Here is a 20667-nt window from a genome sequence, read left to right as displayed (position 1 = left end):
GTCCGGACGTTTTAGCCTCCTCCACGAGCGAAGCGAAGTGGAGGTGGCAGTCCGGACACCCCCGCCCCCGCGGAGGCCCCGGACCCCGGCACCACCCCGGGGCGGAAGCCCAAGCCGGACCGCGCCGGGCCGCGCCGGACCGCGCCGGACCGCACCAGGCCACGCCGGCGTCGGCGGGGGCGCACCCGAGGCTCCGGGACGCGCCCGGAGCGTGCGCTCGGGGCCCCGCCAGGGCCCGATCAGGGCCATCCCGGAGCCGCCGAACCGCCCGGCCCGGCAGACTTGTGCCCATGACGAACCTCCCGGGCACGAAGCCCCGCACCGGCAACGCGGCCAGCACCAGCCGCCCGCCGCGCATCGGTCTCCTCGGCACCGGCCCCTGGGCCGAGCGCACCCACGCTCCTGCGCTCGCAGCCCATCCGGGCGTGGAGTTCAGCGGCGTGTGGGGCAGACGCCCGGAGGCCGCCGCCGCGCTGGCGGCCGCGTGCGGGACGCGGGCGTACGAGGACGCGGACGCCCTGTTCGCGGCCAGCGACGCCGTCGCCCTCGCCCTGCCCCCGGACGTCCAGGCCCCCCTGGCGGCCCGCGCCGCCGCGGCCGGATGCCATGTGATCCTCGACAAGCCGGTGGCGACCTCGGTGGCGTCGGCCCGAGCGCTGGCCGACGCCGTGACGGCGGCGGGGGTGGCGTCCATAGTCTTCTGCACCCTCCGCTTCGCCGAGCCCACGGCCCGCTGGATCGAGGAACAGGCGGCGGCGGGCGGCTGGTTCCTCGGCGAGGCGCACTGGCTGGGCTCCCTCTTCGCCGCCGACTCCGACAGCACGTACGCGGCCTCGCCCTGGCGCCGAGAGAAGGGTGGCCTGTGGGACGTCGGGCCGCACGTCCTGTCCGTCTATCTGCCGGTCCTCGGCGACGTCACGTCGGTGACCTGCGCGGCCGGCCCGGCGGACACCCGGCACCTGGTGCTGCGTCACAGCTCGGGCGCGAGCAGCACGGCGACGCTCACTCTCAGCGCCCCGCCCGGGGCGTCGGAGGCGGCGCTCTCGCTGTACGGGGAGCGGGGGCGGGCGACCATGCCGGGCTGGGACGGCGCGCTCGGCGCCTTCGGGGCGGCGGTGGACGCGCTGCTGGAGGCGATACGGACGGGGGAGCCGCACTCGTGCGACGTCCGCTTCGGGGCGCGGCTCACCGAGATCCTGGCCGAGGCGGAGGCCGCCGTGGCTACGGAGCTCCGGGCGGGGCCGGCGGGGGAGGAGCGGACGGCCCGGCCATGAGGTCCCGTACGCCGGTGAGGAAGCGGCGTACGGCGTCGGTCTCGCGGGCGTCGAAGTCCCCGAGCAGCTCCACGGTGCTCTCGATCAGCGGCCCGAACCAGGCGCGGCCCAGCTCCTTCGCCCCGTCCTCGACCCGCAGCAGCACACGGCGCCGGTCGCGCTCGTCCCGCACCCGGGCGAGGTGACCGAGCCGTTCGAGGCGGTCGATGACGGAGGTGGTCCCGGCGGAGTTGAGGCCGAGCTGCGTGCCCAGCACCCCCGGGGTGACGTCGGTGCCGGCCCGTTCGGCGTCGAGGAGGCAGATCAGGGCCCGCACGTCGGTCGGGTGCATGGCGTTGGCGGAGGCGAATTCGGCCTGGCGCAGGCCGAATTCGACGGTGACCGCGCGCAGCAGGTGAAAGATCCTCAGCTCTTCCGGTTCGGTCCCGGTCATGGAGGTGTCGGTGTCCCGTCTTCCGTCCTATTATCTCGCTCAGCGAGATTATCGCCGAGCGAGAGGATCCGTGCCATGTCCCGCGACCCCCTCACCCGACCGTCCCACCCGCTCGAACCGGATACTCCGCCCGCACCGGCCGTCCCGCCCTTCGACCTCGCCTACGACGCCGTCCTGGCGAAATGGCCGCCCGGCACGACCACCGCCACCGTGCCCACTCCGTACGGCACGACGCACGTCATCGGCCACGGACCCGCCGGCGCACCGCCCGTCCTGCTCCTGGCGGGCGGAGGTGCCACCGCCACCGGCTGGTACGGGACGGCCGCGGCGCTCGGCGGCACGCACCGCGTGCACGCCGTGGACCTGGTGGGGGAGGCGGGCCGCAGCGTCGCCGACCCCCGGCGCCCGCTGCGTACCGCCGCCGACCTCGTCGGCTGGCTCGACGCGCTCCTCCACGGCCTCGGCATACCGGACACCCGCCCGGTCGGACTCGCCGGCCACTCCTACGGCGCGTGGATCGCCCTCCAGTACGCGCTCGCCGCCCCCGGGCGCGTCGACCGTCTCGTGCTCCTCGACCCCACGAACTGCTTCACCGGCTTCGCCCCGCGCTTCCTGCTCCGCGCCCTGCCGGTGCTGCTGCGCCCCACGCCGGCGCGCGGCACCGCGCTCCTGGACTGGGAGACCCGGGGCGCGACGCTCGATCCCGACTGGCGTCGGCTGCACGGCCTGGCCACCGCCTTCCCGGCCGTCCGTCCCGTGAACGGACCCCGGCCCACCGGCGACCGGCTCGGCACGCTGAAGCCGCCGGCCCTGGTGCTGCTGGCCGCGCGCACCCGGGTGCACGACCCGTACGCCGTGGAGCGCTGGGCCCGGGCCGCCGTCCCGGGCGTGGAGACGGCGATCCTGCCCGACGCCACCCACTTCACGCTGCCGGTGGCGGCCCCACCGGACACGCACGCCCGGATCGCCCGGCACCTCGCCGGCTGAGTCCGGCGGGCAGTCCAGCGGGCAAGCGGGCAAGCGGGTCAGTGGGAGAGTGGGACATTGGGTCAGCGGGACAACGCGTCCCGCACCGCGTCCTCGGTGCGGGCGACCACGGCCGTGCCGTCCTCCGCGGTGATGATGGGCCGCTGGATCAGCTTCGGGTGTGCGGCGAGCGCCTCGATCCAGCGCTCGCGGTTCGCCTCGTCCCGGGGCCAGTCCTTGACGCCGAGTTCCTTCGCGGCCGCCTCCTGCGTCCGCGTGATGTCCCACGGTTCGAGGCCGAGCCGCTTCAGCACCTCCCGGATCTCGTCCGGCGACGGCACGTCCTCCAGGTAGCGGCGGACGGTGTAGTCGGCGCCCTCGGCGTCCAGCAGGGTCAGTGCGCTGCGGCACTTGGAACAGGCGGGATTGATCCAGATCTCCATGCCCCCAACGTACCGCCAAAGCCATCGCCGAACGCCCGCGGAACCACGGGCGAGAGCATCAGCAAAAGCACCGCCAAAAGCACCGCCAAAGCCCGTCTGGCCAGGGCCGATTGTCAGTGGTCGGCACTAAAATCGAGGGTGAAGGTGAGGGTCCCGGGGAGGGCCCTCGCCACCGTTCGCCAGGAGGTCGCCCATGGCTGTCGCCATGATCCGGATACCGTCCCTCGAACCCTGGAAGCCGCTCCAGAAGAAGCCGCTGCCCGCGGGCCGCCCCCGCGAGTGGTACGTCACGCACAACCGGCGGCTGAAGGCCATGCGCCTCGCCATCGCCCTGCTCGACGCCGGCGTCTACCTGCCCTCGCGCGCGACGAACGCGAGGATACGGACGACCGCCGCCCAGCTCGGCATCCACCCGCCGTCCGACACCACCTGCCACATGGTCCGTGCCCTGATCCGCTACGGCCGCTGACCCCGACGCACCGACACCCCGACACCCGGACAACCCGACATCACGACGCCCCGACGCCCCGACGACGCTGCCCGGCCCGCCCCCACGGGGCCGGGCCGGGCAGCACCCTCACCGGACGCGGCAGCCGGCGGGCTACCAGGCCACCGGGAGCCGCTCGGGCAGCCGCTTCATGAAGTTGGTGCGCCACACGAGCTGTTCGACCGGCACCGCGAGCCGCAGCCCGGGCAGCCGTTCGAGCACCGTCTCCAGGGCGATCTCGGCATGCCGCTTGCCGAGCGCCGTGGCCGGGCAGTAGTGCCGGCCGCCGCCGAAGGACAGATGCTCGGAGGCGTTCTCCCGGTCCGGCCGGAAGGCGAGCGGCTCCGGGAAGTGCGCCGCGTCGTGGTTCGCCGCCTCCACGAGCACGAGCACCAGCTCACCGGCCCGTACGTCGACCTCGCCGAGCCGTACGTCCTCCGTCGCGAGCCGCGGCAGCCCGTCGCCGATCGACAGGTTGACCCGCAGCAGCTCGTCCATCGCCCCGGTGACCCCGCGGCCGCCGGCCAGCGCCTCCCGCACGTCCGGCCGGGTCAGCACCGACACCAGGGCCATCGTCAGGAAGCCGGCCGTGGAGATCACCCCGGCCCCGAACAGCGTCACTCCGACCGTCGCCAGCATCTCGTCCGTCAGATGGGCGTAGTCGGGGTCGTCGCGCAGCGCCGCCAGCTCCGCCATCAGGCCGCCGGTCGCCGGGTCGTCGAGCCGCTCGGTCATGTACGCGATGTCCCGGTCCCAGTTGAGCCGCGCCGCCTCGATCTCCCGCGGCGCGTTCATGAAGGCGACGTCCAGGCTGCGCAGCAGCCTCGGCCCGTCCTCCTCCGGGATGCCCAGCATCCGGCAGTGCAGCCCCGCCGAGTACGGGTCGGCGAAGGCACCCCGCAGCTCCCCGGGCGCACCGTCCGCGACCAGCGCGTCGACCAGCGCCCCGGCCCGCGCCCGCAGCCACTCCTCGAGGCCCGGCGCCTTCGGGTTGATCGCCTTCATCACCGCCTTGCGCAGCCCGGCACCGGTGATGTTGCCCATGTTGTTCACGACGTGCGGCGGGATCGTCAGCGCGTACTGCCGCGGCGCTCCCGGCGCCGAGGTGTCCTTCAGGCTGAACCGCGGGTCCTCCAGGACCTGCCGGCACAGCGCGTACGAGGAGACCAGCCAGGCCTCCGCACCGGCGATCGTCCGCACCTTCCGCACGGGCTCGGCGCGCAGCGCCTCGACCTCGGCGGGCAGCCGGGTGCCGTCCCAGTCGAAGGGGAACGCGGGCAGGTTCTCGACGGCGACACTCATCGCGCATCTCCTTCGGCGTAGGCGGCATCGGCCGCAACGGCGGTCTCGGCGGGTGTGAGGATGCCGTGTCCCTGGTTGCGCGAGGCCCGCAGACCGGGCCCCCGCCCGTACAGCAGATCGGCCAAGGGCAGGGCCTGGTGGTAGCAGTTGAGCGAGGAGGGCACCCCGAGGATCGCGGGCGTGTCCAGGAACAGCGGCACCTCGGCGCAGATGTACGCGCGGCACACCTCCCGCTGCCGCTCGCTCGTCTCCTGTCCCGGCGCCAGCTTCCCGGCGAGGAATATCCCGGTCAGCGCGTCGCAGGTCTCCCGCACCACCGGGTCCCCGTCGACCGCTGCCAGGACCTGCCGGTGCAGCTCCTGGTACGCGGGAACGTCCCCGAACTCCGACATTCCCCGCGCCCGCACCCGCACTCCCGTCGGATCGGCCTCCTCGACGGCGGCCCCGACCTTCGCCCGCACCCCCCGCAGGTTCTTCACGGCCTTCCGCCGCGCCTCGTCGGCCCCGTACCCCAACGCCTCGTACATGTCGGCGACATGCAGATCGGTGTAGACGAGATCGACCTGATCGAAGTGATCCAATCCCCAGCGCGTCAGCTCGCGCAGTCGCTGGGCGGTGAAATAGCTGTTCCCCGGTGAGACGCCGATGACCACGTGCGCGCCCTCTTCGGCGATGACGCGGCAGTGATCGGTGTACGGCTGGAGTCGGAGCGTCTCTGCAGGGGCGTAGGCCGCCTGAGTCACGTTCGAAAATCCTCATCGCGCCAACTAGTCCCAGCGGAGCCCTGTGCTCCGGGTGTGGCGGCAGCGACGACGACAAGCTAGCGATCAGTCGCGGAGAGTAACAGTTCTACTCGTAGGTAGATCTGAGAGTTTGTCAGCTGTTCATGTTCCCGTCTCTTTCTCCGGCCTGGAGAAGGGCCCGGAAAACGACCGCCGGCCGTGCCTCCCCCGGAGGGAAGGACACGGCCGGCGGTGTCAGGACAGAGGGCCCGCGGCTTAGAGGTCGAAGTAGAGCTCGAACTCGTGCGGGTGCGGGCGCAGCTGGATCGGGGCGATCTCCTGGGTGCGCTTGTAGTCGATCCAGGTCTCGATCAGGTCGGAGGTGAAGACACCGCCGGCCTGCAGGTACTCGTTGTCCTCCTCGAGGGCGTCGAGGACCGCCGGGAGGGAGGTCGGGACCTGGGCGACGCCGGCGTGCTCCTCCGGGGCCAGCTCGTAGAGGTCCTTGTCGATCGGCTCGGCCGGCTCGATCTTGTTCTTGATGCCGTCGAGGCCCGCGAGGAGGAGGGCCGAGAAGGCGAGGTACGGGTTCGAGGACGGGTCCGGCGCGCGGAACTCGACGCGCTTGGCCTTCGGGTTCGAGCCCGTGATCGGGATGCGCATCGCGGCGGAGCGGTTGCGCTGCGAGTAGACCAGGTTGACCGGGGCCTCGAAGCCCGGGACCAGACGGTGGTAGGAGTTCACCGTCGGGTTGGTGAAGGCCAGCAGCGACGGGGCGTGCTTCAGGATGCCGCCGATGTAGTAGCGGGCGGTGTCCGACAGGCCGGCGTAGCCCTGCTCGTCGTAGAAGAGCGGCTCGCCGCCCTGCCACAGCGACTGGTGGACGTGCATGCCCGAGCCGTTGTCGCCGAAGATCGGCTTCGGCATGAAGGTCGCGGTCTTGCCGTTGCGCCAGGCGACGTTCTTCACGATGTACTTGAAGAGCATCAGGTCGTCGGCCGCGGCGAGCAGCGTGTTGAACTTGTAGTTGATCTCGGCCTGGCCGGCGGTGCCGACCTCGTGGTGCTGGCGCTCGACCTTGAGGCCGACGTTCTCCAGCTCCAGGGAGATCTCCGCGCGCAGGTCGGCGAAGTGGTCGACCGGCGGGGCCGGGAAGTAGCCGCCCTTGTAGCGGACCTTGTAGCCGCGGTTGTCCTCGACCGCACCGGTGTTCCAGGCGCCGGCCTCGGAGTCGATGTGGTAGAAGCCCTCGTTCGCGGAGGTCTGGAAGCGGACCGAGTCGAACACGTAGAACTCGGCCTCGGGGCCGAAGAACGCGGTGTCGGCGATGCCGGTGGAGGCCAGGTACGCCTCCGCCTTCTTCGCGATGTTGCGCGGGTCACGGCTGTACTGCTCGCCCGTGATCGGGTCGTGGATGAAGAAGTTGATGTTCAGCGTCTTGTCGCGGCGGAACGGGTCCAGGCGGGCCGTCGACAGGTCGGCGCGCAGGGCCATGTCCGACTCGTGGATGGCCTGGAAGCCGCGGATCGACGAGCCGTCGAAGGCCAGCTCCTCGGACGGGTCGAACGCCGTCGCCGGGATCGTGAAGTGCTGCATCACGCCCGGAAGGTCGCAGAACCGGACGTCGACCATCTTGACGTCATTGTCCTGAATGAACTTCTTGGCCTCGTCGGCGTTCTGGAACATCCAACTCCTCCTACTCCCGGCCCGGGGAGGGGCGGGGTTGCAGCTCGGTCGTAGGGCCAGTGCGGTGGCCTACACGCTGGACCCGACCATAGGCAGCCGGGATTTCTCAAGCATGACCCATTTGTTTCGTGGAAGTTAACCGGCCCGGCCGTGCCCGGTGGGCGCGGCGGCGCACCCGGCGGCGCCCGCGCGCCGTTCCCGCACCCAGGCCGAAGTGATCGAAAACGGGCGCAGTACCGTGGTCGGGTGGACAACAGGCAAGCACTCGGATCATGGCTCTCCGGCCCGCGCGCCGCGGCCGAAGAAGCGGGCGTGGACTTCGGTTACCGCGGGCAGCAGCTCGGCCTGCCCGAGGAGGGCCCCGGCTCCATCGCCCGGCCCGGTCGCCGCCTCGGCGCCCTCGCCGTCGACTGGGCCCTCTGCATGCTGATCGCATACGGCCTGATCACCGACGGCTATCAGCAGGCCACCGGCAACTGGGCGCTGCTCATCCTCTTCGTCATGAGCGCGCTGACCGTCGGCTCCGTCGGGGCGACGCCCGGCAAGCTGCTCCTCCGCCTGCGCGTCGTCTCCGTGAAGGGCGGCCGCCTCGGCCCGCTGCGCGCCCTCCTGCGCTCCCTGCTGGTCTGCCTGGCCGTCCCGGCCCTCATCTGGGACCGCGACGGCCGCGGCCTGCACGACCGCTTCTCCGGCGCCGTCCAGGTCCGGATCTAGCATCCGCCGCACGACGACGGAAAAGACGAAAAAGACGAGCGCCCCGGACCTGTGCGGTCCGGGGCGCTCGTCTTCCGTACGGATGAGGTGGGCGCGCTCAGCGCATCTTCCCGCCCCGGGGCATCCGCATGCCCTTCGGCATCGGGCCCTTCGGCAGCGGCATGTTGCTCATCAGGTCGCCCATCGCCCGCAGCCGGTCGTTGGCGGCCGTCACCTGCGGGCCGGACAGCAGCCTCGGCAGCTTCAGCATCTTGGTGCGGACCTTCTTCAGCGGCACCTGGCCGGCGTCCTCGTCGTTGCCGACGACGATGTCCGTCACGGGGACGTCCACGACGATCCGGGCCATCTTCTTCTTCTCGGCCGCGAGCAGCGTCTTCACCCGGTTCGGGTTGCCCTCGGCGACCAGGACGATGCCCTGGCGGCCGACCGCGCGGTGCACGACGTCCTGGTTGCGGTTCATCGCCACCGCGGGCGTCACCGTCCAGCCGCGCCCGATGTTCTGCAGCACCGCCGCGGCGGCGCCCGGCTGGCCCTCCATCTGCCCGAAGGCCGCCTTCTCGGCGCGCCGCCCGAAGACGATGGCCATCGCCAGGAACGCCAGGACGAAGCCGAGAATGCCCAGGTAGACCGGGTGACCGATCAGGAAGCCGATCGCGAGGAGGACACCGAGTACGACGATGCCCACGCCCGCGACGACGAGACCGACCTTCGGGTCGGCCTTCCGGGTCATCTTGTACGTGAGGGCGATCTGCTTCAGTCGCCCGGGGTTCGCGGCGTCAGCGCCGCCCGTGTTTGCCTTCCTCGCCATGTCCTGAAGTTTACGTGCCCAGGGAAGCCCGGCCCGCCACCGCCTCCAGGACGTGCTGGGCCTCGACCCGGTCCCTGGCGCGGCGCCGGTCCTCCAGGACGGACGTCCAGGCGTTGCGCCGGGCGGTGCGCTGCCCGCGGGCGAGCAGCACGGACTCGACGGCGCGCAGGGCGTCGGTGACGGACGGGAGGGCGCTGGCTCGGATGTGCGCGGCCTGCATGGGCGAGAGCCTCCGTGAACGCTCGGTGGCGGTGAGTGAGTAGAGCCTCACAGATTGGTGTTACCAGGGCGTGACCCGGGGGTCAAACACTGATGAAACGCTGATGCGGTCGTCCGTACGACGTACGGACGACCGCATCGGGCCTGCGTGTGCGGCGGAGGAGCTACGCTCCGGCTCGGCTGCGCTGCTCGATGGCCTGCTGGTACAGCCGGCCGGCGCGGTACGACGAACGGACCAGCGGGCCCGACATCACGCCGGAGAAGCCGATCTCGTCGGCCTCCTCCTTCAGCTCCACGAACTCCTGCGGCTTCACCCAGCGCTCCACGGGGTGGTGCCGGACGGACGGACGCAGGTACTGGGTGATGGTGATGAGCTCGCAGCCCGCGTCGTGCAGGTGCCGCAGCGCCTCGCTGATCTCCTCGCGGGTCTCGCCCATGCCGAGGATGAGGTTCGACTTCGTGACCAGACCGTAGTCCCGGGCCTTGGTGATGACCTCGAGGGAGCGCTCGTAGCGGAAGCCCGGGCGGATGCGCTTGAAGATCCGCGGCACCGTCTCGACGTTGTGCGCGAAGACCTCGGGGCGGGAGGCGAAGACCTCCTCCAGGAGCTCCGGCACCGCGTTGAAGTCGGGGGCGAGCAGCTCGACCTTGGTGCGGCCGGCGGCGCGCTCCGCGGTCTGCTGGTGGATCTGGCGCACGGTCTCCGCGTACAGCCAGGCGCCGCCGTCGGCCAGGTCGTCGCGCGCGACGCCGGTGATGGTGGCGTAGTTCAGGTCCATCGTGACGACGGACTCGCCGACGCGGCGCGGCTCGTCACGGTCGAGGGCCTCGGGCTTGCCCGTGTCGATCTGGCAGAAGTCACAGCGCCGGGTGCACTGATCACCGCCGATGAGGAAGGTCGCCTCGCGGTCCTCCCAGCACTCGAAGATGTTGGGGCAGCCCGCCTCCTGGCAGACCGTGTGCAGGCCCTCGCTCTTCACCAGGCTCTGCAGCTTGTTGTACTCGGGCCCCATCTTCGCCCGGGTCTTGATCCACTCGGGCTTGCGCTCGATGGGGGTCTGGCTGTTCCGGACCTCAAGGCGCAGCATCTTGCGTCCGTCGGGTGCGACTGCGGACACATCGGCTCCTGTAGCTTCGATTCTTCGGCGCACACCAGGGTACGCCCGTTGCTTCCCATGCCTTCACCGATGGCCAACCTGTGGCCAGGGGTGGACATTCCTCAGGCCGAGGCCCGCTCCGTCTCGCGCGCGCCTTCGCCCGCGCTCCCACCCGCGCCTTCGCCCGCGCTCACGCCCGTGCCTTCGCGCTCGACGAGCCGCGGCTTCAGGTCCGCGTTCTCCAGCACGTCCTTCAGGTGCTTCTCGACGACCGGGAGCACGTCCTCGATCGTGATGTCCCGGCCGAGCTCGCCGGCCAGCGAGGCCACGCCGGCGTCGCGGATGCCACACGGGATGATCTTGTCGAACCAGGTGTTGTCCGGGTTCACGTTGAGGGCGAAGCCGTGCATGGTGACGCCCTTGGCGACCCGGATGCCGATGGCGGCGAGCTTGCGGTCCTCGCGGCGCTGGCCGGCGTTGGACGGGGCGTACTCGGGGCCGTTCAGGCGCGGGTCGAACTCCTCGTCGGTCAGCCGCGGGTCGAAGTCGAGCGAGAGCCCGCCGAGCGCCGGACGCTCCTCGACCGGGTCGCCGAGCACCCAGACGCCGCTGCGGCCCTCGATCCGGGTGGTCTCCAGACCGAACTCGGCGGCGGTACGGATCAGCGCCTCTTCCAGGCGGCGGACGTGGGCGACCACGTCGACCGGGCGGGGCAGCTTCATGATCGGGTAGCCCACGAGCTGGCCGGGGCCGTGCCAGGTGATCTTGCCGCCGCGGTCCACGTCCACGACCGGCGTCCCGTCCAGGGGCCGCTCGCTGTCCGCCGTGCGCCGGCCCGCGGTGTACACGGGCGGGTGCTCCAGGAGCAGACAGGTGTCCCCGGTCTCGTCGGCGAACCGGGCGGCGTGCACCTCGCGCTGCTTGTCCCACGCCACCTGGTAGTCGACGGCGTCGTCGCCGAAGCCCAGACGGACGAATCGCAGCTCACTCACGGCAATGCCTCCTCCTGGGTGCCGCGAGCCGGGTTCCGGGGATCGTCCCGGGGCGGGAGCCGGCGCGGCACCATGCGTCTTTCGCGCCCATGCCACTGTACGGCGGCGCGCGGCATGCCCCTCGGGCAGGTGTACGGACGGGACCGCGGGCGGATGCACGGCCGGCCGGGCCGCCCCGGGCCGGGGACCGCTCCCATGCTCCTGGTCACCGGCCTGCGACAACCCTTGATTCCGTTCCTCACACGATCGGATGAATGTGGGGCGAAGGTGGCGGTAAGGGCGGCGACTGCCGCTAAATTCACGCCGTTCCATGAGGGCCATGAGGGTCCATACGGGCTGCCACCCGGGCCCGGAAGGCAGGAGACCGCACAGCTGATGACGGAACGACCCCCGCAGCGCATCCCGAACCGCCAGCTCGCCGCGCTCATCGCCGAAGCAGGTTTCTCCAACGCGGGTCTCGCCAGACGGGTGGACCAGCTCGGCCTCGAGCACGGCCTCGACCTGCGGTACGACAAGACCTCGGTGACCCGCTGGCTGCGCGGGCAGCAGCCGCGCGGCACCACCCCGGCCCTGATCGCCGAGGTCTTCACCCGCCGCCTCGGCCGCCGGCTCTCCGCGCAGGACCTGGGTCTCGACGCCTGCGCACCGGTCTACGCGGGCCTGGAGTTCGCGGCGACGCCCGAGGAGGCCGTCGACATCGTCAGCGGACTGTGGCGCAAGGACTCCGGCAGCCACGCCGAGCTGCGGAAGATCGCCTTCACCCCCGCCGGGCTCGTCGTCCCCAGCCGCGACTGGCTGATCGGCCGGGCCGACGAGCGCGTCGCGCGCGGCGAACCGGCGGGCGGAGCGGGCGGCGGCGCGCACCCCGGCGCCGGCGCGGGGATCGGCGCGGGCCTGGGCGCCGGTACGAGGACGCCTGGCGGCGACCCGCGCGTGCCCGTCCAGGGCAGGTTCTCGGTGCCCCGCCAGCGCGGCACCGACCGCGGCCCCGGCCAGCGGGTCTCCAGCGGCGACATCGCCGCCCTGCGTTCCGTCGGGGAGCTCTTCCGCACCCTCGACCACGCCTACGGCGGCGGCCACGCCCGCCAGGCCCTCGTCCGCTACCTGGAGCACGAGGCCGAGCCGATGCTGCGCGGCACCTACGGCGAGAGCGTCGGGCGCCGGCTGTTCGGCGCCGCCGCCGACCTCACCCGGCTCGCGGGCTGGACCTCGTACGACATCGCCGCGCACGGCCTGGCCCAGCGGTACTTCGTCCAGGCGCTGCGGCTCGCCCAGGCGGCCGGGGACCGGGCCTACGGCTCGTACGTCCTCATCACCATGAGCCACCAGGCCGTCTACCTCGGCCACGGCCGCGAGGCCGTCCAGCTCGCCCGGGTCGCCCAGCAGGGCGTCGGCTCCGCCGCCCCGCCCGTCGTCCAGGCCCTGCTCCACTCGGTCGAGGCCCGCGGGCACGGCGTGCTCGGCGACTCCCGGGCCTGCGGCGCCTCCCTGGCCCGCGCCGAGCGCGCCCTGGAGGCGGCCAGGCCCGGCGACGAGGTGCCGTACTGGGCCAGGTCCTTCGACGAGGCCCAGCTCGCCGACGAGTTCGGGCACTGCCACCGCGACCTCCAGCAGTACCGGGCCGCCGCCCAGCACGCCGAGCGCGCCCTCCAGCTGCGCGCGCCCGGCTTCGCCCGCAGCCGGCTCTTCTGCCGGGTCGTGCTCGCCTCCGCCCGGCTCGCCCTCGGCGAGCTCGACCAGGCCTGCGCGCTGGGCGCCGAGGCGGCCCAGCAGGCCTCCGAGATGCGCTCCGCGCGGGCGGTCGAGTACGTCCGCGACTTCGAGCGCCGCCTGGAGCCCTACCGGGACGCCCCCGCCGCCCGCACCTACCGCGACCGCGTGTCGACCCTGGGCTGACCCACCGGTCGCGCCGGATCCCTACGCCGCCCGCCGCTCGCCCGGCTCCGGTGCCGTCGGGCGGACGCCCAGGTCGGCCAGGAGGGCGACGGCGGCGCGGCGCGCCGAGGACAGGGCGCCTACCGGGGTACCCGTGGCGCGGTGGTCGCCGCACACGTAGAGACCGGACAGCACCCGGACCGGCCGCTCGGGGTCGAACGGCGGCCGCATCAACGGGAACGCGCACGGCGTGTGGTGCAGGCCGAGCAGCTCCCAGTCGTCCGTGGACACGCCGTACAGCGTCGCCAGGTGCTTGCGGACCCGCCGCTCGGTGTCGTCCGGCGGCGCACCGAGCACCGTCGAGGTGACCAGGACCCGGCCGTCCGGCGCCCGCGACGGGTCGACCGCGCTCATCACCGCCGTGTGCGCCACCGGGCCGCCCGCGTCGGACTCCAGGAGCAGCACCGGGTCGCCGCCCGGCGCGGCCGGCGCCGTGTGGTGCAGCACCGTCGCCCCGACGTACTCCGGCACCCGCAGGCCCGGCAGCAGCTCCGCCGCCGTCCGGCCGCCCGTCGCCAGGACCACCGAGCGACAGCCGAACACCCCGTGCTCCGCCGTCGTCACCCGCGAGATCGACGCCTCCGTGACCCGTACGCCGGTACGGACCGAGCCCGGCGGCAACGCCGCCGCGAGCCGCTCCGCCAGCGCGCCCGAACCGCCCTCCGGCACGCCGAGCCGGCCCCGCGCGAACGACCGCAGCGCGAGGTCGGCGCGCCGGCTCGAGGTCGTCAGACCGGGGTCGCCGAGCAGCGCGGCGAGCAGCGGCCGCAGCACTCCCTGGACCGTACGGGAGGGCAGCCGGGCCAGCAGGGCCTCGCGCGCGGTGCGCTCGGTCCGGGTCAGCAGCCGCTGGGCGGGCGTCGTCGCCAGCCGTACCAGCGAGGCGCCCAGCCGCGCCTGGTCGAGCGAGACGGCCGGGTTGCGCGGGGCGCCTGCGAGGGCCCGCGCCATCCCGCGGGCCGCCTCCACACCCCGGGCGGCCGGCACCGGACCCCAGGCACCTCCCGCTCCCCGTACGCCCCCTGCGCCCCCCGCGCCCCCGGCAACCGCCGGACCCCAGGAGGCATGCGGTGACGGCCGGCGGGTGGTGCTCCACGGCGTGTGCGGCGCGCCCCACCGTGCGTACCGCCCGTCGCTGTGCACCAGCACACCGGGCGCGAGCGGGCGCAGCCGGACGCCGGCGACTTCCGGCGTCGTGAACAGCGGCCCGACGCGGTCGAGCCGGAAGCCGTCGACGGTGTCCGTCGCCATCCGCCCGCCGACCTGCTGCTCGGCCTCCAGGACCGTGACCGAGAGACCCGCCTCGGTCAGCTGATGAGCCGTCGCGAGACCCGCGATTCCGGCCCCTACGACGACGACGTCCGCGTTGTTGAGCACGTGCCCCTCCCCAGGTCGGCGCGGCTTGTGGGAGGCCTATGCCCCCAACCGGCCTCCGGAATGCCCTAGTTCGCAACGAGACTAGGCAGCGCTCCCACGGCGGGGAGCAGCGCGCGACGGGGAGCGCGGAGCACGGGGGAGCACGTCTCGGAGAGCGGACGGTGGATTCCGGAGGAGCGGGGGGAGTACGGGCGGTGGCGGCGCGTCAGCGCGCGGCGGCCCGCACGGCGTCGTCGATGGTCGGGAAGGCGAAGTCGAAGCCGGTCTCCAACAGCCGCCCGGGCAGCACCCGCTGACTGCCGAGCACGTCCCGCGCGAACTCGCCGAGCGCCACCCGCAGCGCCGGCGCGGGCACGTGGCAGAAGGCCGGGCGCCGCAGCACCCGCCCCATCGAGACCGTCACCTCGCGGTTGGTGACCGGCTCGGGCGCGGTGAGGTTCACCGGTCCCGACAGGGACGGCGTGTCCATCATGTGGCGGAGCGCGGCGACCTCGTCGTGCAGCGAGATGAAGCTCCAGTACTGGCTGCCGTCGCCCATCCGCCCGCCGAGCCCGGCCCGGAACAGCGGGAAGAGCCGCCCCCAGGCGCCGCCCTCGCGGGCCACCACCAGGCCGGTGCGGGCGTACGTCACGCGGATGCCGGCGGCCTCGGCGGGCGCCGCCGCGGCCTCCCAGTCGACGCACACGGACGGCAGGAAGCCCTCGCCCGCCGGCGCGCTCTCGTCCACCGCGCGGCTGCCGGTGTCGCCGTAGTAGCCGAGTGCCGTGCCGCAGACCAGCGCCTCGGGCGGGTCGGCGAGCGAGGCGAGCGCCTCGGCGACGGCCCGGGTGCCGAGGACCCGGCTGTCGCGGATCTCCTTCTTGTACGCCTCGCTCCAGCGCCGCTCGCCGACGCCGGCGCCCGCCAGGTGGATGACGGCGTCGACCCCGACGAGCCCCGCGGCGTCCACGTACAGCCTGGCCGGGTCCCACTCGACCTCGTCGGCCGTGGCGGCCGGCCGCCGTACGAGCCGGAGGACCTCGTGGCCGTCGGCGCGCAGGGAGCGCACGAGGGCGGAGCCGATGAGTCCGGACGCGCCGGTGACGGCCACGCGCTTGCGGGACGGGTGCTGCGAGGAGGGCTGCATGCCGCCATCCTGCCCTCCGCGGCCCCGCTGTGACACAGTGGCCCGCATGATCGTGCCGGAGATTCGGATACGCGAGGCCGTGGCCGCCGACGAGCCCGCGCTCGCCGAGCTCGACCGCACCACCTGGTCGCCCCTGCACGCGGTGCTGCCGGCCCCCGAGCCGGGACGCCCCTTCTTCGACGAACGGCACCTGCCGGAGCACTACCTGGTCGCGGAGGCGCCGAAAGCCACCGAGCCCGCGCATGCCTCGGCGGCCGCCGAGCCCGCGCAGGCCTTCCCGGCTACCGGGCACGCGGAGGCCGCGGGCGGCTCGGATGTCACGCCGGCCGCGGACGGCTCCGACGTCACGCAGGCCGCCGTTCCGGCCGTCCTCGGCTATGTGCGGCTCGCCCCGCCGACCCCGCTCGCCGCCAACGCCCACGTCCGGCAGATCCAGGGCCTCGCGGTGGCCGGTTCCGTCCGGGGCCGCGGCGTGGCCCGCGCCCTGCTGCGCGCCGCGGCGGCGCGGGCCCGCGCCCAGGGCGCCACCCGTCTCACGCTCCGCGTCCTCGGCCACAACACGCCGGCCCGCACGCTGTACGAGAGCGAGGGCTTCCGGGTCGAGGGCGTCCTGCCCGACGAGTTCCTGCTGGACGGCACGTACGTGGACGACGTCCTCATGGGCCGCAGCCTGGACTGAGCCCGCCCCTCACTCCTCCCCGGCCGGCCGTCGCGTGCCGCCGCCCGTCAGTTCGCGCAGGCACCGCACCGCGAGCTCCGCCGGCGCGCCCTCGCCGCGGAGCGGGGCGTCCGTCTGCGACCAGGTCTCCAGGGCGACGCGGATCGCGGCGGTGGCCGCGGCCGCCGTGAGGCGGAGTTCCAGTGGGTCCGTGCCGGGAGGCGCCAGGGCGGTGAGGACGGCGCGCAGCCGTTCCTCGGACTCGTGGTTGACCCGGTACCAGACGGCCCGCAACGCCGGGTCGCGTTCGGCCGCGCGGAGCAGGCCGCGGGTCCAGCGCAGGCCCTCCTCGGCCTCCGGGCCCTCGGCCCCGAGGGAGCCGGCGATGGAGCGCTCCAGGGCGGCGGGCAGCGACGTACCCGGCTCGGTCGCCGCGAGCCCGGCGCGCCAGCGGTCGGCGCCGCCCGCGAGGAGCGGGGCGACGGCGTCCTGCTTGGAGCGGAAGTAGCGGTAGAAGGTGCGCAGCGCGACCCCGGCCCGCTGGGCGATGTCCTCGGCCGTGGTGTCGTCGGGCCCGCGCTCGGTGAACAGCTCGGCCGCCGCGCGGGCGATGTCGAGCTGGGTGGCGGCCTTGCGGCGCTCCGTCAGGGAGGGGGGCTTGGTGCTCACGCGACCCAGCGTACGCCCGCTACTGCCATGTGGGCACTTCGTGCAGCTATGGCAAAACGTGCCACTTGGACGTACGGTGGGCGGCGTTCCCCGGAACGCATCACCCCGGGCGCTCCGGAAGCCCGAGATCGAGAGGTTGTCGTCAATGAACCAGCTGACCCGTTACGAGGGACGCCGCGCACTCGTCACCGGCGGCGGCTCCGGCATCGGCCAGGCCACCGTGCTGCGCCTGCTGGCCGAGGGCGGCACGGTCGTCGCCGCCGACATCAGCGAGGACGGCCTCAAGGACACCGCCGCCAAGGCCGGCGATTCGGCCGGCCGCCTCACCGCGATCGTCGTGGACATCGCCGACGAGAGCTCCGTACGCGAAGGCGTCGCCGCCGCCGTCACCGCGCTCGGCGGCCTGGACGTCCTGGTCAACGCGGCCGGCATCCTCCGCTCCTCCCACACCCACGAGACCGGCCTCGACGCCTTCGAGCAGGTGATCCGGATCAACCTCACCGGCACCTTCCTCGTGATCCGCGAGGCCATACCGGCGCTCCTGGAGGGCGACGACGCCGCCGTCGTCAACTTCTCCTCCACGTCGGCGATGTTCGCCCACCCCTACATGGCGGCCTACGCGGCCAGCAAGGGCGGCATCCAGTCCATGACCCACGCGCTCGCCGCCGAGTACGCCAAGCAGGGCATCCGCTTCACCGCCGTCCAGCCCGGCTCCATCTCCTCGGGCATGACCGACGGCTCCGGCGCCAGCAAGCAGTCCCAGGGCCCCGGCCTGCCCGAGGACACCGACTGGTCCCTCTTCGCCAAGCTCGCCCCCGCGCTCGGCCAGGGCTTCGCGGGCCCCGAGACCGTCGCCGGCGTCGTCGCGATGCTCGCCTCCGAGGACGGGAAGTTCATCACGGGCACCGAGGTCCGCATCGACGGCGGCACCCACTTCTGAGCCACCCCGTCCGCCGGACCGCCCGGACCGCCGGACCGCCAGGACCGCCCGGTCCGGTCCCTCCCTACCCCTACCCGGGACCGAACCGGGCCCACAGCCGCGGGAAGCGGGTCGCGAGCACGGCGTCGTCGTCCAGGTCGAACGGCGTGCCCAGCGGCTCCGCACCCGGCGGCGGGATCCCCAGGTCCGGCGTCTCCGCGCCGGTCAGCAGCTCGTAGGCCTCGTCCGCGGCGAAGCCCAGCTCCTCGCCGTCCCCGTCGATCTCGTCGTCGAAGTCCTCGAGCAGCTCCGCCAGCGCGTCCGGCTCGTGCACCGCGCCCTCGAAGACCTCCCGGCCCTGGCCGATCAGCCAGCAGCGGAACCAGTCGAAGGTGTCGTCCCCCGCCCCGTCGAGCAGCACCGCGGCCGCGCCCCACAGGTCCCAGGTGTACGCGCGGTTGTAGCGGGCCTCGAAGTGGCGGGCGAAGTCGACCACGGAGTCCGGGTCGAGCTGGGTGAGCCGCTCGACGAGCAGGTCGGCGTGCTCCTCCGGGTCGCCCTCGGCGCGCTCCCGGGTGGAGTCGATGATCTCCCAGAACTCCGTTTCGTCCATCACGGCACCAGCATCGTGCGTGCCGCCGGGCGACGCACCCGGAATCGGCTGAAAGCAAGCCGAAAACAATCCGGACAGAAGATGTCGTACTTTCCTGTCACCGTGAAGCCATGACCACGGAAACGAGGCCGCTCGACGGCCGTACCGTCCTCGTCGCCGGCGCCACGCGGGGCGCCGGACGCGCCATCGCCGTCCAGCTCGGCGCCGCCGGAGCCACCGTCTACGTCACCGGGCGCACCACCCGCGACCGGATCAGCGAGGTCGGCCGGGCGACCGAGACCATCGAGGAGACCGCCGAGCTGGTGACGGCCGCGGGCGGCGAGGGCGTCGCCGTCCCCACCGACCACCTGGAGCCCGACCAGGTCCGCGCGCTGGTCGAGCGCATCGACCGGGAGCGCGGCCGGCTCGACGTCCTCGTCAACGACGTCTGGGGCGGCGAGCACCTCATCGGCGGCTCCTTCGGCAAGAAGACCTGGGAGATCGGTCTCGACGACGGCCTGCGGATGCTCGAACTCGGCGTGAAGACGCACCTCGTCACCTCCCACGCCGCCCTGCCGCTGCTCACCCGCCACCCCGGCGGCCTCGTCGTCGAGATCACCGACGGCACCACCGCGTACAACGGCGACCACTACCGCGAGAACCTCTTCTACGACCTCGCCAAGAACGCACCCATCCGGATGGCCTTCGGTCTCTCCAGGGAACTGGCGGACTCGGCCGGCACGGCCGTCTCCGTCAGCCCCGGCTGGCTCCGCTCCGAACAGATGCTCGCCCACTTCGGCGTCACCGAGGAGAACTGGCGGGACGCGACCGAGAAGCTTCCCGACTTCGCCGTCTCCGAGTCCCCGGTCTACGTCGGCCGGGCGGTCGCGGCCCTCGCCGCCGACCCCGGCCGGGCGCGCTGGAACGGGCGCTCGCTCGACAGCGGACAGCTCGCCCGGGAGTACGGCTTCACCGACGCCGACGGATCCAGGCCCGACGCGTGGGGATTCATGCTGGCCAAGGAGACCGACCCGGACACGCGGGCGGACGACTACCGGTAGCGATCGCAGGAAGGTGGCCGGTGGCCGGTCGCAGGAGGCTGGTGACCGGTGACCGGTGACCGGTGGCCGGTGGCCGGTGGCCGGTGGCCGCCTCCCGGTGGCCCGCTACTCGTAGAGCCCGGCCATCCCTCGGGCCGCCGCGGCGAACCGGTCGCGCAGGGAGGCGGGGGCCACCACCTCCGCCTCCGGTCCGAGCCCGAGCAGCTGGCCGAAGGCGACGTCCTCGTTCTCCACGGGCAGGACCACCCGGAGGCGGCCGTCCTCGGCGACCCCGGCGGCCAGCGCCTCCTCGGCCGCCGCGCGGTCCGTCACGTACGGCAGCCGCCGCGCACCGGCCTCCGTGAGCCGGAGCTCCACCTCGGCCCGCAGCAGGGAGCGCGCGAACGCGGCCGCCCGATCCGCCCAGAAGGCGTCCAGCTCGAAGTCCGGATCGCGCTCGAACCGCTCCTCGCCCACCGCCACCGCCGTGAACCGCTCCACCCGGTACGTGCGGTACGAGCTGCCCGCGCGGGCGCACACGTACCAGACGCCGGCCTTCAGCACGAGTCCGTACGGGGCGAGCTCGCGCTCCACCTCCTCGCCGTCCCCGCGGCGGTAGCGGGCGGACATCCACCGGTCGTCCCAGACCGCCTCCGCGACCGCCGGCAGCAACTCCGGCGTCTCCGGCTCCTGGTACCAGCCGGGCGCGTCCAGGTGGAACCGGCGGGCCGCCGAACCCGGCGCGTCCCGCAGCGAGGGCAGCAGTGCCGCCGAGACCTTCAGGCGGGCCGCCGAGGCCGCGTCCTGGAGCCCCATGTCCCGCAGCGCGCCCGGCAGTCCGGAGAGGAAGAGCGCCTCCGCCTCGTCCCGGGCGAGTCCGGTCAGCCGTGTGCGGTACCCGCCGACCAGCCGGTACCCACCGGTCCGGCCCCGGTCCGCATACACGGGAACCCCCGCCTCCGAGAGGGCGAGGGCATCACGGGTGACGGTCCGCTCCGACACCTCCAGCTCGGCGGCGAGCTCGGCCGCCGTCATGGAGACGCGGTTCTGGAGCAGCAGGACCATCTTGATGAGTCGGGGGGGGGGGAGGGGGGCAGCCCGCTCCCCCCCCCCCCCAACCAAACCCTTCTTTTCCTCCCCTTCTGCCTGGGGAGTTCCCTTCTCCCCGCCCTCGTACTCCCCCCCCCCCCCTCCCGCCCCTGCCCTGT

General features: G+C 73.4%; 22 protein-coding genes. 8 read left to right on the top strand and 14 right to left on the bottom strand.

The features are described 5' to 3' along the window. Positions 1-290: 290 nt before the first annotated feature. Positions 291-1274, top strand: coding sequence for a Gfo/Idh/MocA family protein (locus ACFWJO_RS35950; RefSeq protein ID WP_386872159.1), 984 nt, complete (start codon positions 291-293; stop codon positions 1272-1274). Here the strand turns inward: ACFWJO_RS35950 and ACFWJO_RS35945 are convergent. Further along, positions 1222-1707: a MarR family transcriptional regulator gene (locus ACFWJO_RS35945; RefSeq protein WP_386872157.1), complete on the bottom strand. Its 486-nt coding sequence runs from the start codon at positions 1705-1707 to the stop codon at positions 1222-1224. The genes ACFWJO_RS35950 and ACFWJO_RS35945 overlap by 53 nt on opposite strands. Before the next feature lie 75 nt (positions 1708-1782). Between ACFWJO_RS35945 and ACFWJO_RS35940 the strand changes: the two genes are divergently transcribed. Beyond that, the gene (locus ACFWJO_RS35940; RefSeq protein WP_386872155.1) at positions 1783-2694 is read left to right on the top strand and encodes an alpha/beta fold hydrolase; all 912 of its coding nucleotides are present in this window, start codon (positions 1783-1785) and stop codon (positions 2692-2694) included. A 62-nt stretch (positions 2695-2756) separates the two neighbouring features. Here the strand turns inward: ACFWJO_RS35940 and ACFWJO_RS35935 are convergent, their stop codons facing one another. Further along, the gene (locus tag ACFWJO_RS35935; protein ID WP_386872153.1) at positions 2757-3116 is read right to left on the bottom strand and encodes an arsenate reductase family protein; all 360 of its coding nucleotides are present in this window, start codon (positions 3114-3116) and stop codon (positions 2757-2759) included. A gap of 193 nt (positions 3117-3309) precedes the next feature. Between ACFWJO_RS35935 and ACFWJO_RS35930 the strand changes: the two genes are divergently transcribed. Continuing rightward, positions 3310-3585, top strand: a complete 276-nt coding sequence (locus tag ACFWJO_RS35930; RefSeq protein WP_386872151.1) for a hypothetical protein — start codon at positions 3310-3312, stop codon at positions 3583-3585. Positions 3586-3717: 132 nt separating this feature from the next. On the opposite strand, the gene ACFWJO_RS35925 is transcribed toward ACFWJO_RS35930, so the two are convergent. The 3 genes from ACFWJO_RS35925 to glnA form a co-directional block, all read right to left on the bottom strand. Further along, positions 3718-4905: a cytochrome P450 gene (locus ACFWJO_RS35925; protein WP_386872149.1), complete on the bottom strand. Its 1188-nt coding sequence runs from the start codon at positions 4903-4905 to the stop codon at positions 3718-3720. Next, positions 4902-5648, bottom strand: coding sequence for a tRNA-dependent cyclodipeptide synthase (locus tag ACFWJO_RS35920; protein ID WP_386872147.1), 747 nt, complete (start codon positions 5646-5648; stop codon positions 4902-4904). The genes ACFWJO_RS35925 and ACFWJO_RS35920 overlap by 4 nt, the downstream gene beginning before the upstream one ends. Positions 5649-5903: 255 nt before the next feature. Continuing rightward, entirely contained in the window at positions 5904-7313 is a 1410-nt protein-coding gene (glnA, locus tag ACFWJO_RS35915) for a type I glutamate--ammonia ligase (protein ID WP_384423362.1), read from the bottom strand. Positions 7314-7559: 246 nt separating this feature from the next. Between glnA and ACFWJO_RS35910 the strand changes: the two genes are divergently transcribed. Next, positions 7560-8027, top strand: coding sequence for an RDD family protein (locus tag ACFWJO_RS35910; RefSeq protein ID WP_386872145.1), 468 nt, complete (start codon positions 7560-7562; stop codon positions 8025-8027). Between the two features lie 97 nt (positions 8028-8124). On the opposite strand, the gene ACFWJO_RS35905 is transcribed toward ACFWJO_RS35910, so the two are convergent. From ACFWJO_RS35905 to lipB, 4 genes are all read right to left on the bottom strand, one after another. After that, positions 8125-8835, bottom strand: coding sequence for a DUF4191 domain-containing protein (locus ACFWJO_RS35905; protein ID WP_386872143.1), 711 nt, complete (start codon positions 8833-8835; stop codon positions 8125-8127). A gap of 10 nt (positions 8836-8845) precedes the next feature. Further along, positions 8846-9055 (bottom strand): hypothetical protein, encoded by a 210-nt coding sequence (locus ACFWJO_RS35900; RefSeq protein ID WP_384423275.1) that lies wholly within the window; start codon positions 9053-9055, stop codon positions 8846-8848. 163 nt (positions 9056-9218) lie between these two features. Beyond that, positions 9219-10172 carry a lipoyl synthase gene (gene lipA, locus ACFWJO_RS35895; RefSeq protein WP_386872140.1) on the bottom strand — a complete coding sequence of 318 codons (954 nt, stop codon included), beginning with the start codon at positions 10170-10172 and terminating at the stop codon, positions 9219-9221. Between the two features lie 101 nt (positions 10173-10273). Continuing rightward, positions 10274-11143: a lipoyl(octanoyl) transferase LipB gene (lipB, locus tag ACFWJO_RS35890; protein WP_386872138.1), complete on the bottom strand. Its 870-nt coding sequence runs from the start codon at positions 11141-11143 to the stop codon at positions 10274-10276. Between the two features lie 375 nt (positions 11144-11518). On the opposite strand from lipB, the gene ACFWJO_RS35885 reads away from it, so the two are divergent. Beyond that, positions 11519-13039 carry a regulator gene (locus ACFWJO_RS35885; protein ID WP_386872136.1) on the top strand — a complete coding sequence of 507 codons (1521 nt, stop codon included), beginning with the start codon at positions 11519-11521 and terminating at the stop codon, positions 13037-13039. A 21-nt stretch (positions 13040-13060) separates the two neighbouring features. Here ACFWJO_RS35885 and ACFWJO_RS35880 read toward each other — a convergent pair whose 3' ends face one another. Beyond that, positions 13061-14455 carry an FAD-dependent oxidoreductase gene (locus ACFWJO_RS35880; protein WP_386872134.1) on the bottom strand — a complete coding sequence of 465 codons (1395 nt, stop codon included), beginning with the start codon at positions 14453-14455 and terminating at the stop codon, positions 13061-13063. A 205-nt stretch (positions 14456-14660) separates the two neighbouring features. Continuing rightward, a complete protein-coding gene (locus ACFWJO_RS35875; protein ID WP_386872132.1) occupies positions 14661-15581 on the bottom strand; it encodes a TIGR01777 family oxidoreductase in 921 nt (306 codons plus the stop codon). 46 nt (positions 15582-15627) lie between these two features. On the opposite strand from ACFWJO_RS35875, the gene ACFWJO_RS35870 reads away from it, so the two are divergent. Next, positions 15628-16260 carry a GNAT family N-acetyltransferase gene (locus ACFWJO_RS35870; protein ID WP_386872130.1) on the top strand — a complete coding sequence of 211 codons (633 nt, stop codon included), beginning with the start codon at positions 15628-15630 and terminating at the stop codon, positions 16258-16260. A 9-nt stretch (positions 16261-16269) separates the two neighbouring features. Here the strand turns inward: ACFWJO_RS35870 and ACFWJO_RS35865 are convergent, their stop codons facing one another. Beyond that, positions 16270-16908 carry a TetR/AcrR family transcriptional regulator gene (locus tag ACFWJO_RS35865; RefSeq protein ID WP_386872128.1) on the bottom strand — a complete coding sequence of 213 codons (639 nt, stop codon included), beginning with the start codon at positions 16906-16908 and terminating at the stop codon, positions 16270-16272. A gap of 145 nt (positions 16909-17053) precedes the next feature. Here ACFWJO_RS35865 and ACFWJO_RS35860 point away from each other — a divergent pair, with 145 nt between their 5' ends. Continuing rightward, positions 17054-17848, top strand: coding sequence for an SDR family NAD(P)-dependent oxidoreductase (locus tag ACFWJO_RS35860; protein ID WP_386872126.1), 795 nt, complete (start codon positions 17054-17056; stop codon positions 17846-17848). A gap of 70 nt (positions 17849-17918) precedes the next feature. Here the strand turns inward: ACFWJO_RS35860 and ACFWJO_RS35855 are convergent, their stop codons facing one another. Beyond that, positions 17919-18440, bottom strand: coding sequence for a DUF4240 domain-containing protein (locus tag ACFWJO_RS35855; protein WP_386872161.1), 522 nt, complete (start codon positions 18438-18440; stop codon positions 17919-17921). A gap of 110 nt (positions 18441-18550) precedes the next feature. On the opposite strand from ACFWJO_RS35855, the gene ACFWJO_RS35850 reads away from it, so the two are divergent. After that, on the top strand, positions 18551-19480 hold the full coding sequence (locus ACFWJO_RS35850; protein ID WP_386872124.1) for an SDR family oxidoreductase: 930 nt from the start codon (positions 18551-18553) through the stop codon (positions 19478-19480). Positions 19481-19585: 105 nt separating this feature from the next. Here the strand turns inward: ACFWJO_RS35850 and ACFWJO_RS35845 are convergent, their stop codons facing one another. After that, positions 19586-20524: a helix-turn-helix transcriptional regulator gene (locus tag ACFWJO_RS35845; protein WP_386872122.1), complete on the bottom strand. Its 939-nt coding sequence runs from the start codon at positions 20522-20524 to the stop codon at positions 19586-19588. Between the last annotated feature and the right edge of the window lie 143 nt (positions 20525-20667).

This window comes from Streptomyces sp. NPDC127092 (assembly GCF_042722475.1).
GTDB lineage: Bacteria > Actinomycetota > Actinomycetes > Streptomycetales > Streptomycetaceae > Streptomyces.
Note: the sequence above shows the minus strand (reverse complement) of the source record. Positions and strands in the feature narration are given on the sequence as shown.